Here is a 13,851-nt window from a genome sequence, read left to right as displayed (position 1 = left end):
GCCCTCGACCCGTGCCTCGTAGGAGGTGTCCACACCCTGGGCGATGTCGGCGGACTGGGCGCCGATCGACACGCTCACGCCGCAGGACTCGCCGTCGAAGCCCTTGCGGGAGGAGTCGTAGCCGATGCCGAGGATGGTCTTGCGGACGATCGAGGGGATGTCGGCGTAGGCGTTCGTGGTGACCTCCCCGGCGATGTGCACCTGGCCGGTGGTGATCAGCGTCTCGACCGCCACCCGGCTGGCCGGGTCCGCGGCCAGCAGCGCGTCCAGGATTCCGTCCGAGATCTGGTCGGCGATCTTGTCCGGATGTCCCTCGGTGACGGACTCCGACGTGAAGAGGCGGCGACGGCTCACAAATGCTCCTAGGGGGTGTGTTGGCGAGGGGGAGTCTACTCAGGCAACAGTGCTGCGATCGCATCGCAAAGAGCGGCGGACAGCACGGTCTTCGGGCCGAGCGGGATGTCGACCTCACCGCCGGTGGCGGCCAGGATGACGGCCGCGTTGTCGGGCTGGCCGAACGCCCGGCCGTCGGAGACGGCATTGACGACGAGCAGGTCGCAGCCCTTGCGGGCGAGCTTGGCGCGGCCGTGGGTCAGCACGTCGGCGTGCTGGTCGCCGGTCTCGGCCGCGAAGCCGACGATCACCGGGGCGCTCAGCCGCCCGGCGGCCCGCGCCTGGACGAGCTCGGCGAGGATGTCGGGATTGCTGATCAGCTCGACCGGGGCCGGCGCGGCATCGGTCCTCTTGATCTTGGTCTCGGCCGGCGACGCGGGCCGGAAGTCGGCCACCGCGGCGGCCATCACGACGACATCGGCGTCCTTGGCCGCGGCATGGGTCGCGGCGCGCAGCTCCTCGGCGCTGCCGACCCGGATCACCTCGCTGCCCGCGGGGCTGGGCAGCTCCACATTGGCGGCCACCAGGCTCACCTGGGCGCCACGGGCGGCGGCGACCGTGGCCAGGTCGAAGCCCTGCCTGCCCGAGGACCGGTTGCCCAGGAACCGCACCGGGTCCAGCGCCTCCCGAGTCCCGCCGGCGGTGATCAGCACCCGGCGTCCTGCCAGGTCCGGCGGCAGTGCGTCCGGCCGGCGCAGCAGCAGCTCGGCCAGCCGGGCGATCTCGGCGGGCTCGGGCAGCCGGCCCTGGCCGGTATCGGTGCCGGTCAACCGGCCGTAGGCGGGCTCCAGCACCGTCGCGCCACGGCTGCGCAGGGTGGCGACGTTGGCGACGGTGGCCGGGTGCAGCCACATCTCGGTGTGCATCGCGGGGGCGAACAGCACCGGGCACCGGGCGGTCAGCAGGGTGTTGGTGAGCAGGTCGTCGGCCATCCCGTGGGCGGCCTTGGCCATCAGGTCGGCGGTCGCCGGCGCCACCACGACCAGGTCGGCGTGCCGGCCCAGCCGGACGTGCGGCACCTGCTCGGCGCCGGTCCACACATCGGCAGCCACCGGGTTGTGCGACAGCGCCGCCCAGGTGGGCTCGCCGACGAACCGCAGCGCGGACTCGGTGGGGACCACCGTGACGTCGTGGCCGGCCTCGGTCAGCCGGCGCAGCAGCTCCGCCGCCTTGTACGCGGCAATGCCACCGGAAACCCCCAGGACGATCCGGCCGGCCGGCCGCACCGGTTCAGTGGTCGACTCAGCCACGGAGCGCGCTGCCTGGCCTAGGCCTCGGACGGCTTGAACTCGATCAGGTCGGAGTTGATCTCGCGCAGCGCGATCGACAGCGCCTTCTCCTGCGGGGCGGTCTCGACCATCGGGCCGACGTACTCCAGCAGCCCCTCGCCGAGCTGGCTGTAGTAGGCGTTGATCTGGCGGGCGCGCTTGGCGGCCACGATGACCAGGGCGTACTTGGAGCCGGTACGGTCGAGCAGCTCGTCGATGGGCGGGTTGGTGATGCCTTCGGGAGCAGGCACGGGTGCGGTCACGCTAGCCTCGAATTCTTCTCGGAAAATCTCGTGCGCGGCCGGGCCATCGGATCCTGGCTCAGGGCAGTCGGCGACCTGAACGCCGCGCACACCGAGCCAATACTACCAATCCGGCGCGCATCCCCGGCAGCTGTCGTCAGGCACGGTGGAGCACCTGTGCGCAAGGTCACGAGTATCGGTACGGCGACCCGCTACTGTTCTGCGATGTTGACCGGGACGCCCCGGTTCGACGGCAGGCGGCCGAAGCCGTCCTGTAAGCACACCCAACCGAACCTGAAACCGAAAGGCACGCCGGATGAGCACCCTGCGGATCGCGGTGGTGAAAGAGACGGCCGCTTCTGAGCGGCGGGTCGCGCTCGACCCGGACGGGGTGAAGCGGCTGCGGGCGGTAGGCGCCGAAGTGCTGGTCGAGACCGGCGCCGGCGCCGCTGCCTGGTTCGACGACGAGGCCTACCAAACCGCCGGCGCCCGGCTGCTGGGCCGGTCGGAGCTGGTCGCCGAGGCCGACCTGGTGCTGTCGGTAGGACCGCCAGCCGAGGACGTCCTGGGCGCGCTGCGGTCCGGCCAGGCCTACCTGGGGCTGCTGGCGCCGCTGACCAACCCCGAGCTGGTCATGGCCCTGACCGGGCGCGGCGTCACCATGATCAGCCTGGACGGGCTGCCGCGGACGCTGACCAGGGCCCAGTCGATGGACGCCCTGAGCTCGCAGGCCAGCGTCGCCGGCTACAAGGCGGTGCTGGTGGCCGCCGAGCACTACGACCGGTTCTTCCCGCTGCTGATGACCGCGGCCGGCACCTCCAAGCCGGCCGCGGTGCTGGTGCTGGGCGCCGGCGTCGCCGGGCTGCAGGCGATCGGCACCGCCCGCCGGCTGGGCGCGGTGGTCAGCGGCTACGACGTGCGGCCGGCCGCCCGCGAGGAGGTCAAGTCCCTCGGGGCGAAGTTCGTGGAGCTCGAAGCGGGCATCGCCGCGGCCGGCGAGGGCGGCTACGCCCGGGAGCTCACCGCCGAGGAGCGCCAGGCGCAGCAGCAGGAGCTGGCCGAGCACATCGCCCGGCACGACATCGTGATCACCACCGCGCAGGTGCCCGGCCGGACCCCGCCGGTGCTGGTGACCGCCGCCACGGTGGCGCGGATGCGGCCAGGCTCGGTGCTGGTAGACCTGGCCGCCAGCCGGCTCGGCGGCAACGTGGAGGGCTCGGTCCCCGGCGAGACGGTGCTCACCAGCAACGGCGTCCGGGTGATCGGGGCGACCAACCTGCCGGCCCGGATGGCGACCAGCGCCTCGCAGGCGTTGTCGCGCAACATCTCCGCGCTCGTGATCCACCTCGTCCGCGACGGCGCGCTCACGATCGACCTCGACGATGAGATCCAGCGTGGCGTGGTGATCAGCCACGGCGGCCAGATCGTGTCCCCCGCGGTGGCTGCGTTGTGTGCGCCGGCCGCCGGCGTCGGCTCCAGTGAAGGGCGGCTGTCATGACCCAGGGATTCGTCGGCAACCTGACCATCTTCGTGCTCGCGCTGCTGGTGGGCTTCGAGGTGATCAGCAAGGTGCCGGCCACGCTGCACACCCCGCTGATGTCGGGCGCCAACTCCATCCACGGCGTGGTGCTGGTCGGCGTGGTGATCCTGGCCTCGTTCGTCGACGGGCCGTTCGGCTACGTCCTGACCTTCGTGGCGGCGGCCTTCGGCGCGGCCAACGTGGTGGGCGGCTATGCGGTCACCGACCGGATGCTGCAGATGTTCCGTAAACGCCCGGTGCCAGGAAGTGGCCCGAAGGCAGTCGGCGCGCACGCGAAGAAGGCTGAGTCCGCATGAGCGAGCATCGCAGCGAGGCACGAGTTCGAGTGAGGGAGCATCGAGCGAGGAACGAGCGAGGCGCGGACCGAACTGACTATTGGAGCGGAGCGAATGCGCCGATGAGCGCTCGCGCGAAGAGCGGTGAAGCAGCATGAATGTGGATACCGGCGTCCGGCTGGCCTCGCTGTTCGGCGCGGTGGCCTTCGTCCTCGGCCTGCACATGATGAACTCCCCCGCCACGGCCCGGCGCGGCAACCAGCTGTCGGCCTTCGGCATGTTGGTCGCGATCGTCGCGGTGCTGGTGTCGGTGTCCGACGCCGGCAACATGAACGGCACTCGCTGGCTGGTGCTGATCTGCGGCGCCCTGATCGGCTCGGGCGCCGGGCTGTACTCCGCGCGGGCCGTGGCGATGACCCAGATGCCGCAGCTGGTCAGCCTGTTCAACGCCGTCGGCGGCGGCGCGGCGGCGCTGATCGCGCTGGCCGACTACCAGCACGACAGCCACGTCTCGGCAGGCATCGCGATCGCCGGGGTGCTCGATGTGCTGATCGGCGGGGTGACCTTCTCCGGCTCGCTGATCGCGGCGGCGAAGCTGCAGGGCTACTGGAGCCAGCCGGTCAACTTCCCCGGCTCGCGGCTGGTGTCGGCGGTGTTGGCCCTGATCGCGATAGGCGCCGGGATCGCGGTGATCGCCGGAGTGGACAACCCCTGGCTGCTGGGCCTGGTGCTGGTCGCCGCGCTGGGGCTGGGCATCGGCATGGTGTTGCCGATCGGCGGCGCGGACATGCCGGTGGTCATCTCGCTGCTCAACGCCTTCACCGGGACCGCGGTGGCGATGGCCGGCTTCGTGCTGGAGAACGCCACCCTGACCATCGCCGGCGCGCTGGTGGGCGCCTCCGGCGGCATCCTCACCAAGCTGATGGCCGATGCGATGAACCGTTCGGTGCTCAGCATCATGGCCGGCGGTTTCGGCACCGGCGCGACCGGCGTCGACGTCGGACCGGGCGGTGGCGGCTCGGTCAAGTCGATCGCCATCGACGACGCCGCGCTGCAATTGGCCTATGCCAGCAAGGTGATCGTGGTGCCCGGCTACGGCCTGGCCGCGGCGCAGGCGCAGCACGAGGTGCGCGAGCTCGGCGAGCTGCTGGAGAGCCGGGGCATCGAGGTGTCCTACGCGATCCATCCGGTGGCCGGCCGGATGCCCGGGCACATGAACGTCCTGCTGGCCGAGGCCAACGTCCCCTATGACCAGCTGCGCGAGATGGAGGACGTCAACCCGGAGTTCGACCGGACCGACGTGGCCCTGATCATCGGCGCCAACGACGTCACCAACCCGGCCGCCCGTCGTGCCGGAAACGCCGTGTCAGGCATGCCGATCCTGGACGTCGACCACGCCCGCAGCATCATCGTGGTCAAGCGCTCGATGGCCTCGGGCTACGCCGGCATCGACAACGAGCTCTACAGCGACCCCAAGACCAGCATGCTGTTCAGCGACGCCAAGAAGGGACTCGCCTCGCTGGTCGCGGCCACCAAGCAGGTCGACTGAGCCTTCGGGTTGTCCCCGCGCGCGCTTCAGGAGACGACGGCGGAGAGCAGCGACACCACTTCGGCGGCGGCCCGCTCGACGTCGTCGTTGATCACCACGACGTCGAACTCGGTACGGGCGTCGAGCTCCGCGCGGGCCTGCAGCAGCCTGGCCTCGATCATGTCGTCGGTCTCGGTGCCCCGGCCGGCCAACCGGTCGCGCAGCTCCCTCTCCGACGGCGGCGCCAGGAACACGAACTGGGCGTCGGGCATCCGCTCCCGGATCTGGCGGGCGCCCTGCAGCTCGATCTCCAGCAGGGTGGGCCGGCCGGCGGCCAGGTGCTGCTCGACCGGCTTGCGGGGCGTGCCGTAGCGGCGGCCGGCGAAGGTGGCGTACTCCAGCAGCCGGTCGGTGGCGATCAGCTCGTCGAACTGGGCGTCGCTGACGAAGTGGTACTGCACCCCGTCCACCTCGCCCGGACGGGGCTTGCGGGTCGTGCACGAGATCGAGACCCACACGTGCGGGAACAGCCGGCGCACCTCGGCCACCACGGTTCCCTTGCCCACCCCGGACGGCCCGGACAGCACGGTGAGTCGGGCGGGGGTAACCATGGCGTCCGCAGCTGGTCGGGTCATGACCGCGATTGTGCCGTCTGCGTGATTCGCTGGAGTAACGCGGCGCGCTGATGGGGCCCTAATCCGCGCAACCGGCGGGATTCGGCGATCCGCAGCTCGCTCAGCAGCGCCGCGGCCCGCACCTTGCCGTAACCGGGCAGCGCGGCCACCAGCGCGGTGACCCGCATCGAGGCCAGCTGCTCATCGGCGTCGGCCCGGTCCAGCAGCTCGGCGAGGCTCAGCCGTCCGGCCTTGAGCTCGGCCCTGGCCTGCGCCCGAGCCGTCCGGGCGGCGGCAGCGGCTGCCAGCGCATCGGCCCGCTGCTCCGCGCTGAGCCGAGGGATCTCCGGCATGCTCGCCACGGTACCGCCGCCAGCTCGGGCTGGCTCATCGACTGCGATCATGGACAGCTGAACCGAGCTCGCGGCCGGCGCCGCCCTAGCAAGCGATGTGCGACCGGAGCCAGCAGCACCACCAGGCCCAGCACGAAGAGGGCGAAGGAGATGCTGCCAACCACTCTGGGCCAGGCTGGATCGGGACCTGATTTTCAGCCACCGACCCAGGTTCACCACTGAAGCAGCAGGTTAGACAGCGGCAGAGCGTTACGCGCGCCTCTTGCCTCAGCTGGGCGCGTTCCGGGACCATCGCTCTGCCATGTACCCGGTCGGTGAACCTTTCGATGCTGCGGAGTGATACTGATGCGCACAATGCCTACGGTGTTTCAGTGCGGTGAGGATCAGTCGGATCTGACTCAGCTTGTCCAGGAAGAGTTAGAGGCGCAGATCCCGGCTGCGTTCAATGTGAAGCGACCAAAGAAGTTTCGGGTCGTGGTGAGCTGCTCGGGAGGTGAAAAGCCTCATGATGTGGCCTGCTCCGGACAGATCATCAGTTGACTCGGGGCACCGGTCATGACCGGTGCCAATACACCAGCGGCCGGGACGGGTGGCCGCATCACCGCGCGCGACCGGCTTTGGAAGGACGCTGCCGCGACCTTGACGCCGGACAAGTCACTGGCACGGGTCGAAGACAAGGCCAAACAGGTCGTGGGCAGTGTGACGCTCGTCGGAACTGTGCTGGCTGGCCTAGGCTTGATCGCGCCGGCCGGCTTCTTATTGCCGCCGGTGGCTCGAGCGCTAGCCGTCTCCGCAGTGTGCGTTGCGGTGGGGGCGGTGGTCTTAGCTATGGGCTCAGTGCTGCTGCGGTTCAATGCTTCGCTGGCGCCGGGTGACTTGCTCGAGGTAGAGCGATGGTTCCGACGCCAGTTCAGGCGAGCTTACCTCGTAGTGGCCGCGGGAGCGTTACTGCTGTTGGCTGTGATGATCGCCGCGGCTGCCGCGATTACCACGCTGCTCGCCTCCTCTTCGGCAGACCCCCTCGTCGTGCTGCAGGTTGGGCGGACAGGCGGCGACGTGCAGATGGGGATGCGCGCCGAGATCAGCGGCCTGGCGCCTGGCCGTTGGATGCGCGTCGAAATCACCGGAGTGGGCCCGGGTGGCCGGACCATGATTGCTAGTGCTGTGGCACACGCGTCGGGTACCGCAACTACGTCCGTCACCGTCCCGGCATACAGCGTCCGTGAGTACGAGACCGTAGAGCTCTTGATAACGGTGCCGGGCCGACGGTGTACAGCGTCACTACCGCTTGGAAAGGGGCCGAGTGGCACCGAAGCTGACGCAGTGATGTGCAGGCGCGGCTGACGGTTGGCCGCGAGCTAGTTAGCTTCGGGGTTGCTGATCCGAGTCAGGTGCTTCCAGGGCGGCGATCAGTCGGCGAACCTCCTCGGCATTCTGTTTTGCGCCAATGCCAACCGCGTCGAAGTCGGCGAGCGCGGCCTTAGCCCAGGGCAGCGCCTCGGCGCTGTCTCTGTGCCGAGCGAGGAGAAGGGCGGCGGATTGACGGCTGCCCCCGGCGTCGTAGCGGCTGCCGGCGTCGATCGCGTATTGGGTGGAGAGGCGATAATGAAAAAGCGCTGTATTGATTAGGCTACTGTCAAATCGTGAACCCTCAGCATAAGCTGAGCCAATCTGGCCATGTGCCACGAACAGTAACCCCACGGCGTCTGGGGGCAGCATGTCTAAAGCCTTCCGGAAATGGCTAAGTGCGGCGTTCAAGTGTCGAAGCTGGACATCGGCCGGCTCGCCAGACTGAAGGGCTTCTTCGTAACGATACTGGGCGACCCTTCCGAGCTGACCAATGCATTTCGCACGACTGAGCACATCATCGGTACTGCGGAGGATTAGGCTATCTTGGTAGGCCTGCTCCGCGTGGTCTAGGTCTCGCAGCTCGGCAAGTACTATGTACGCGGTGCCGATGGTGAAGAGGATGACCGCTTCAAGCTGCGAGTCACCGATCCGCCTGGCCAGCTCCATGGCTTCGTCATAGGCGGAAATACAAGTCGAAATATTTTGCTCGCGTAAAGCTTGACCTAGTTGGTGGAGGTCAATAGCGAGGTTGCGGATTAGGTTCCGGGCGCTGTCATCAAGTTGGTCGGATGGTTGATTTAGAGCGTCGGCGGCGTTTTGCCGGTCCCAGGCGAGAACCAGCTCATGCAAACGTTGGACCAGCTTCCAGTTCCGGGCTTGCCGGGCAAGTTGAACGCGATAGGTGGTGTGAATACTCCATTCGTATTCCAGGCCAGACCGGGGCTGATCGGTGACGGGGTCGGTCAGATCGGCGGTGAGTTCGTCGACCAAGCGGGCCCATTCCACGCTCCGCCCGGCGTACTCGTAGAGCTCCTTTAGTCCGTGCATTGCTCCCATGACATGGCTCCACCAATGGTGGGATCGGGCCAGGGCGCGGGCGTGCAATAGGTTCGCTTCTTCTGCGGCCAGGTTGCGTACAAACCCACGCTGGCCCTCCACGATGACATTGTGGTAAAAAGCGCCAAGGCCGCTGAGAGCTTCGGTGTAGGCGCGGGCAGCCGCAAGCGCTCGCGGCGACGTCGGTACACCATAATGGTGGGTAAAGAGCCTGTGGAAGTACCAAGGCAGCGCCGGGTGCACCCTGTAGTAGCCGCTACCGATGGCTGTGAGCAGGCCGATCTCGGCTGCCCGGTCGAGCAATATGATCACCTGATCGCGGGGGAGGCCGGCCAGCTCCGGCACCAAGGTCGGATTTCCGGGTGCGGGCTGACTCTCGGATTCGGCGTCGCGGATCGTGCCCATTGCGGCGAGCGCATCGGCGTCCACATGGTCGTGGAATAGGTGCAGCAGAGCAAGTCGGGCCCGGTCAGTGTCGCTAAACGACTCGTCGAGGCCGTAGCCTAGCGATGCTGCCAATGATCTGTCGCGGCCCTGTTTGTCATCCTCATCAAGGTCGGCCTCGCCCGCGCGCAATCGGGCGATGAAATGGTCGATCTGCTCCCGACTGGTCAGCCCCTGCCGGACGGCTTGGCCGACGAGGATGGTGAGGGTGAGCGGGTTGCCGGCGGTGTAGCGCAGCAGCGGCCGCCAGTCTTCAACCTCGGTGATGCGGTGGGGGGGATACCGCTCAACGATCTTGGCAGCCATCTGTACCCGTTCTCGCATCGGCATCGGTGGTAGCCGCACTCGGACTGGCAGGTCCCCAAGCCAGTCATGCTCGTCTCGGCGGGAGGTAAGTAGGACCTTGGCCTTGGTAGATCGCAGGTCACGGAGGAACTGCAGCAGTTCGCGTTGCTCATCGGGGCTCCACGCCGAGGCGGTACCAGCGGGAAACCCAGCTACCGGTTCCACATTGTCCCATACCCACAGCATCGGCACCGCCGTGAGTACCTGCATTGCGATGCCACGCCGCTGCAGGTCATTCAGTGTTAGCCATTCGATGCCATTCGCCTCCAACAAGGGCTGACACGCTTCGCTGAGCCGGTCCAGTACCTTGGGCAGCGGCAGATGGTGCTCGAACGGAGTAAACAACACCAGCCCGGCTGTCTCACCGTCACTGCCGCCCAGCCCACCGGTGTCGGCATACCAGCGGCTGAACTCCGCTGCCGTACTGGTCTTGCCACTGCCAGCGAACGCGTGTAGTAGCACGATCTGCTGGCTATCGAAGGCTCGGTCCAAAGCAAGCAACGTCTCATCGCGGCCGATGAATCCCACATCCGGCCGGTCCGGTATTCCGACCAGACGTTCATTTACGCCCGCTTCCTCGGCGGCCAGGCTCAGCGTGGTGGTCGACCGAGCGAATAAGGCCAGCGGTGCGGCCTCATAGACCACCGGCACCATCCAGTCCTGCAGCGGTATCGGCTCGAACGCGATCGCTCGGTTGGGTTGCTCGGCCAGGTGTTTCCGGCCAGTGCTGACCGCCTCACCCAGCGACTGACCGTTCAGCAGCGCAGTATAAAGTTCGGCGACGAACTGTGCAGCGGTCACGACCCACACGTTGTAGCGCATCGCCACGACACCTGGCACACCGGCGTCGACCACCTCCTGCGCCAGTGAGCCGTAGGCACGGACTCGGCTATGCACATCGGCCGTGGCAGGGTCGTCAGGTTTCGGTTCGGTCGGGGCTTCGGCGTGCGCTGACCGACAAGCGTTCAACACCAGCACCGACACACCGGTTTCGGCCAGCAGTGCGCCAAGTTTCGGCCCATCTACTAATTGCTCGTTGGCCGCTGCTGTCCGGTCCTCGAATAGCAAGTAGCCATGCGATCCTGGTCGCGCCGGGGACAGCATCGAGTACCGCGCTGGGTTCAGCCCTCGCCCGCCGGCCGTGCCACCGCTGGCCGCGAAGTCGACCTGGGAAGGGTCGAGATAGGCACCGTGCCCATCGAAATGCACCACGTGATAGGGCCGGCCCGCCTGGGCCGCCGCGCGCAACACACGGCCGAGCGCCGCGAAGGTCGGCGGCCGCAGCACGTCCAGCCGTAACAGGTGCCTGTTGTCTCGGGCGAGGCTGAGCAGATGCGAGGCGACCGACCGGAACGGCACATCCGCGGCGCCTCCCGGCCGGCAGATCACCAGCAGCACCCTCAGCGACGGTTGATCCGCCGCAGGCAGCACCATCGGCTGCCCCGGATTGTGTTGAGCGCGTACGAACGTCCGTGCCCGCAGCGCCACGGCCACATTCGTTCTAGGATCGCGCAGCAGTTCCCACGGGAGACCAGGAGCACCGGTCATGTCCGAGACCACCTCAAGACGTGCCTGTGTCAGGCCAGTGCGCACCGTCGCCCACAGATCACGTGCGTCGGCATTGGAGTCAAACACTGCCCGGAACAACGCCGTCCCGACGTCAACCATCCGTTGCTCAACCCCGTGAGCGAGCTCCGGTGCCGGGTCAAGCGGGTATTCTAGGAAGTCCTCCAGATACCAGCGCAAGCGCTCTATATCCGTGGGCTCCATCGAGAACGGCGCCTCTGCCTCGACCCGAGTCGGAACCATCCCCGCATCTTCTATCGATACTCCGACGCGCAACATCCCCTCGGCCGCCGCCAACTGGGTCAATCGCACTAGCACGTCGCATCCTCTCGGTCCACCACGATGCAAAGCACCCAAACATTAGCGCGATGCTCAGCATCTGACACTCGCCATCGACCGCGAGCTTGATGCAGCGGCATGTCGACAACACTGCCGTTGCAGAGAGGGCAGCCCAAGCCGACCACAGTCCAGCGGACATACCCGATGAATCGAGGTCAATGAATGATTAGTGGCAATGTAGTCGCAGAACTAGCCGCGCAGGAAAAGGAAATCCTCGACCGCCCGCTCGGCCGCGGCGCGCAACGCCGGCACCGACGGACCGGCCCGCAGCACCTCCCTGGACACGCTCGGCAGCACCGCGCGCAGGTTCGCCCCGAAGATCCGCCGGACGTCGGCCGCGGTGCCGCCCTGGGCGCCGATGCCCGGCACCAGGAACGGCCCGTTCAGCTGGCCCAGCTGCGCGATCGAGTCCCCGATCGTGGCGCCCACCACCACCCCGTACGAGCCGAGCGGCTCCATTCCGGCATTGCGCGACGCCAGCTCGTCGATCACCGACTGGGCCACCGTCCGGCCGTCGGCCAGCCGCGCGTGCTGCACCTGCGGCCCTTCCTTGTTCGACGTCAGGGCCAGCACGAACACCCCGGCCCGGTGTCGCTCGGCCAGCTCGAAGGCCGGTTCCAGCGCGCCGACACCGAGGTACGGGCTGAGCGTGATCGCGTCCACCGCCAGGTCCGAGGACGGGTCCAGGTAGGCCTGGGCGTAGGCGGCCATGGTCGAGCCGATGTCGCCGCGCTTGACGTCCAGCAGCACCAGCGCGCCGGCCGCCCGCGCGGCGGCGATGGTCTGCTCCAGCACCGCGATGCCGCGCGAGCCGAACCGTTCGAAGAAGGCCGACTGCGGCTTGATCACCGGCGCCAGGTCCCCGAACGCCTCCACGCAGCTCAGCGCGAACCGCTCCAGCGAGGCCAGGTCGTCGGCCAGCCCCCACTGCTCAAGCAGCTGGCTGTGCGGATCGATGCCCAGGCACAGCGAGCCGCGCCGGTCCAGGGCGGTGCTGAGCCGCTCTCCGAAGCTGGCGTCCATGCCGGAGCGTTCGCCGGCGCTCAGGTCCGCGCTGGAGCTCACGTCGACCCCCGACCTCACGCCGGTACCGGCTGCGTCGGAATCGGGCGCAGCCCCGCTCGTTGCTGGGCATCCTTGTGCGCGAACCCGATCGCCTCGGCCACCGAGCCGAACCCGCGGGCGTCCAGCTCGGCGTCCAGCTCGCGAAGGATCCGGATCGGCGCGCCCGGGTCGTGGAACACCGCGGTGCCGACCGACACCGCGGACGCGCCGGCCAGCAGGAACCGCAGCGCGTCCTGGCCGGTCATGATCCCGCCCATCCCGAGCAGCGGCAGGTGCGGCACCGCCTGGTGCACCTGCCAGACGCAGCGCAGCGCCACCGGACGCACCGCCGGCCCGGACAGCCCACCGGTCACCCCGCCGAGCGCCGGCTGCAGGGTGTCCAGGTCGATCTCCATGCCCAGCAGGGTGTTGATCAGCGAGATCCCGTCCGCGCCGGCGTCGGTCACCGCCCGGGCGATCAGCCCGATGTCGGTCACGTCCGGCGAGAGCTTGGCGAACACCGGCACGTTGGGGTGCGCCGCCCGCCGGACGGCCGAGATGACCCGGCCGGCCGCGATCGGGTCGCAGGCGAACACCTGGCCGCGGCTCTCGACGTTGGGGCAGGAGATGTTGACCTCGATCAGGTCCACCGGGTGGTTGTAGAGCCGCTTGGCCAGCGCCACGTACTCGTCGGTGTGCCGCCCGGCGATCGACACCACCGCCCGGGCGCCCTGCTCGTGCAGCCAGGGCAGGTCGTGCGCCAGGAAGGCGTCGATGCCGGGGCCCTGCAGCCCGATCGAGTTCAGCATCCCGCTCGGCGTCTCGGCCATCCGGGGCGTCGCCCGGCCCGACCGCGGCCGCAGCATGATCGACTTGGTGACGATGCCGCCGAGCTCGGCGACGTCGAAGAACTGGCTCAGCTCCTTGCCCGCCGCGGCGCAGCCGGACGCGGTCAGCACCGGGTTGGGCAGCTGCAACCGCCCCAGCGAGGTTCGCAGGTCAGCCATCTACCGTCCCATCCCATCGGCTCCGTACAGGTCGGCCGGCAACGTCCCGACATCGGCCCAGCGCACCCGGCCGGCCTCGAAGACCGGCCCCTCCACGCACGAGCGGACGAAGCGCGACACCCCGTCCGCGCCCCGGACCGGCAGCACGCAGGTCATGCACACCCCGATCCCGCAGGCCATCGCCTCTTCCACCGCTACCTGCGCCGGAATGGCATGCGCCCGGGCCACCTCGCCGACCGCGGCCAGCATCCCCATCGGCCCGCAGGCGTAGACGATCTCCGCGCCCAGCCGCTCGATCGCCGACGGCAACGGATCGGTGACCCGCCCGAACTGGCCGGCCGAGCCGTCCTCGGTGGTCACGGTGACCTTGCCGATCAGCCGCTTGGCCTGCAGCTCGCCGAACAGCCGGTCCGCCCGCGACGCGCCCACGATCATCTCCACCTCGCCGCCCCGGGCGATCAGCCGCTCGGCCAGCGGCAGCAGCGGC

12 protein-coding genes and 1 pseudogene are annotated in these 13,851 nt (G+C 68.6%); 4 read left to right on the top strand and 9 right to left on the bottom strand.

The window, feature by feature from the left end:
- The 3 genes from VF612_RS07060 to rpoZ form a co-directional block, all read right to left on the bottom strand.
- On the bottom strand, positions 1-354 hold a 354-nt coding region (locus VF612_RS07060; protein ID WP_408659144.1), incomplete at its 3' end, for an S-adenosylmethionine synthetase N-terminal domain-containing protein.
- A gap of 35 nt (positions 355-389) precedes the next feature.
- Positions 390-1,643, bottom strand: a complete 1,254-nt coding sequence (coaBC, locus tag VF612_RS07055) for a bifunctional phosphopantothenoylcysteine decarboxylase/phosphopantothenate--cysteine ligase CoaBC (RefSeq protein WP_408659143.1) — start codon at positions 1,641-1,643, stop codon at positions 390-392.
- A 17-nt stretch (positions 1,644-1,660) separates the two neighbouring features.
- Positions 1,661-1,924, bottom strand: a complete 264-nt coding sequence (gene rpoZ / locus VF612_RS07050) for a DNA-directed RNA polymerase subunit omega (protein WP_408652106.1) — start codon at positions 1,922-1,924, stop codon at positions 1,661-1,663.
- Positions 1,925-2,219: 295 nt separating this feature from the next.
- On the opposite strand from rpoZ, the gene VF612_RS07045 reads away from it, so the two are divergent.
- From VF612_RS07045 to VF612_RS07035, 3 genes are all read left to right on the top strand, one after another.
- Positions 2,220-3,401 (top strand): Re/Si-specific NAD(P)(+) transhydrogenase subunit alpha, encoded by a 1,182-nt coding sequence (locus VF612_RS07045; protein ID WP_408659142.1) that lies wholly within the window; start codon positions 2,220-2,222, stop codon positions 3,399-3,401.
- The gene (locus VF612_RS07040) at positions 3,398-3,739 is read left to right on the top strand and encodes an NAD(P) transhydrogenase subunit alpha (RefSeq protein ID WP_408659141.1); all 342 of its coding nucleotides are present in this window, start codon (positions 3,398-3,400) and stop codon (positions 3,737-3,739) included. The genes VF612_RS07045 and VF612_RS07040 overlap by 4 nt, the downstream gene beginning before the upstream one ends.
- Before the next feature lie 133 nt (positions 3,740-3,872).
- Positions 3,873-5,267, top strand: coding sequence for an NAD(P)(+) transhydrogenase (Re/Si-specific) subunit beta (locus VF612_RS07035; protein WP_408659140.1), 1,395 nt, complete (start codon positions 3,873-3,875; stop codon positions 5,265-5,267).
- Between the two features lie 26 nt (positions 5,268-5,293).
- On the opposite strand, the gene gmk is transcribed toward VF612_RS07035, so the two are convergent.
- Both gmk and mihF read right to left on the bottom strand, forming a co-directional pair.
- On the bottom strand, positions 5,294-5,881 hold the full coding sequence (gmk, locus tag VF612_RS07030; RefSeq protein WP_408659139.1) for a guanylate kinase: 588 nt from the start codon (positions 5,879-5,881) through the stop codon (positions 5,294-5,296).
- Positions 5,878-6,213, bottom strand: coding sequence for an integration host factor, actinobacterial type (gene mihF / locus VF612_RS07025; RefSeq protein WP_408659138.1), 336 nt, complete (start codon positions 6,211-6,213; stop codon positions 5,878-5,880). Before mihF ends, gmk begins: the two co-directional genes overlap by 4 nt.
- Positions 6,214-6,768: 555 nt before the next feature.
- Between mihF and VF612_RS07020 the strand changes: the two genes are divergently transcribed.
- Positions 6,769-7,557 carry a hypothetical protein gene (locus VF612_RS07020; protein WP_408659137.1) on the top strand — a complete coding sequence of 263 codons (789 nt, stop codon included), beginning with the start codon at positions 6,769-6,771 and terminating at the stop codon, positions 7,555-7,557.
- A gap of 18 nt (positions 7,558-7,575) precedes the next feature.
- Here the strand turns inward: VF612_RS07020 and VF612_RS07015 are convergent, their stop codons facing one another.
- The 4 genes and pseudogenes from VF612_RS07015 to VF612_RS07000 form a co-directional block, all read right to left on the bottom strand.
- Positions 7,576-11,286 carry a CHAT domain-containing protein gene (locus VF612_RS07015; protein WP_408659136.1) on the bottom strand — a complete coding sequence of 1,237 codons (3,711 nt, stop codon included), beginning with the start codon at positions 11,284-11,286 and terminating at the stop codon, positions 7,576-7,578.
- A gap of 216 nt (positions 11,287-11,502) precedes the next feature.
- On the bottom strand, positions 11,503-12,336 hold the full coding sequence (gene pyrF / locus VF612_RS07010; protein WP_408659145.1) for an orotidine-5'-phosphate decarboxylase: 834 nt from the start codon (positions 12,334-12,336) through the stop codon (positions 11,503-11,505).
- 56 nt (positions 12,337-12,392) lie between these two features.
- Complete coding sequence (locus tag VF612_RS07005; RefSeq protein WP_408659135.1) at positions 12,393-13,364, bottom strand: dihydroorotate dehydrogenase; 972 nt, start codon at positions 13,362-13,364, stop codon at positions 12,393-12,395.
- Positions 13,365-13,851: pseudogene (locus VF612_RS07000) on the bottom strand (dihydroorotate dehydrogenase electron transfer subunit); the annotation flags it as partial.

The sequence above is a fragment of the Jatrophihabitans sp. genome (assembly GCF_036388195.1).
Taxonomy (GTDB): Bacteria; Actinomycetota; Actinomycetes; order Mycobacteriales; family Jatrophihabitantaceae; genus Jatrophihabitans_A.
This window is presented reverse-complemented; position numbering and strand designations above follow the sequence as displayed.

Excerpts from the sequence above, each read along its gene's own strand:
- VF612_RS07045 (WP_408659142.1), top strand. The coding sequence starts at position 2,220 with ATGAGCACCCTGCGGATCGCGGTGGTGAAAGAGACGGCCGCTTCTGAG.
- VF612_RS07040 (WP_408659141.1), top strand. The coding sequence starts at position 3,398 with ATGACCCAGGGATTCGTCGGCAACCTGACCATCTTCGTGCTCGCGCTG.
- VF612_RS07035 (WP_408659140.1), top strand. The coding sequence starts at position 3,873 with ATGAATGTGGATACCGGCGTCCGGCTGGCCTCGCTGTTCGGCGCGGTG.
- gmk (WP_408659139.1), bottom strand. The coding sequence starts at position 5,881 with ATGACCCGACCAGCTGCGGACGCCATGGTTACCCCCGCCCGACTCACC.
- mihF (WP_408659138.1), bottom strand. The coding sequence starts at position 6,213 with ATGCCGGAGATCCCTCGGCTCAGCGCGGAGCAGCGGGCCGATGCGCTG.
- VF612_RS07020 (WP_408659137.1), top strand. The coding sequence starts at position 6,769 with ATGACCGGTGCCAATACACCAGCGGCCGGGACGGGTGGCCGCATCACC.
- pyrF (WP_408659145.1), bottom strand. The coding sequence starts at position 12,336 with ATGGACGCCAGCTTCGGAGAGCGGCTCAGCACCGCCCTGGACCGGCGC.
- VF612_RS07005 (WP_408659135.1), bottom strand. The coding sequence starts at position 13,364 with ATGGCTGACCTGCGAACCTCGCTGGGGCGGTTGCAGCTGCCCAACCCG.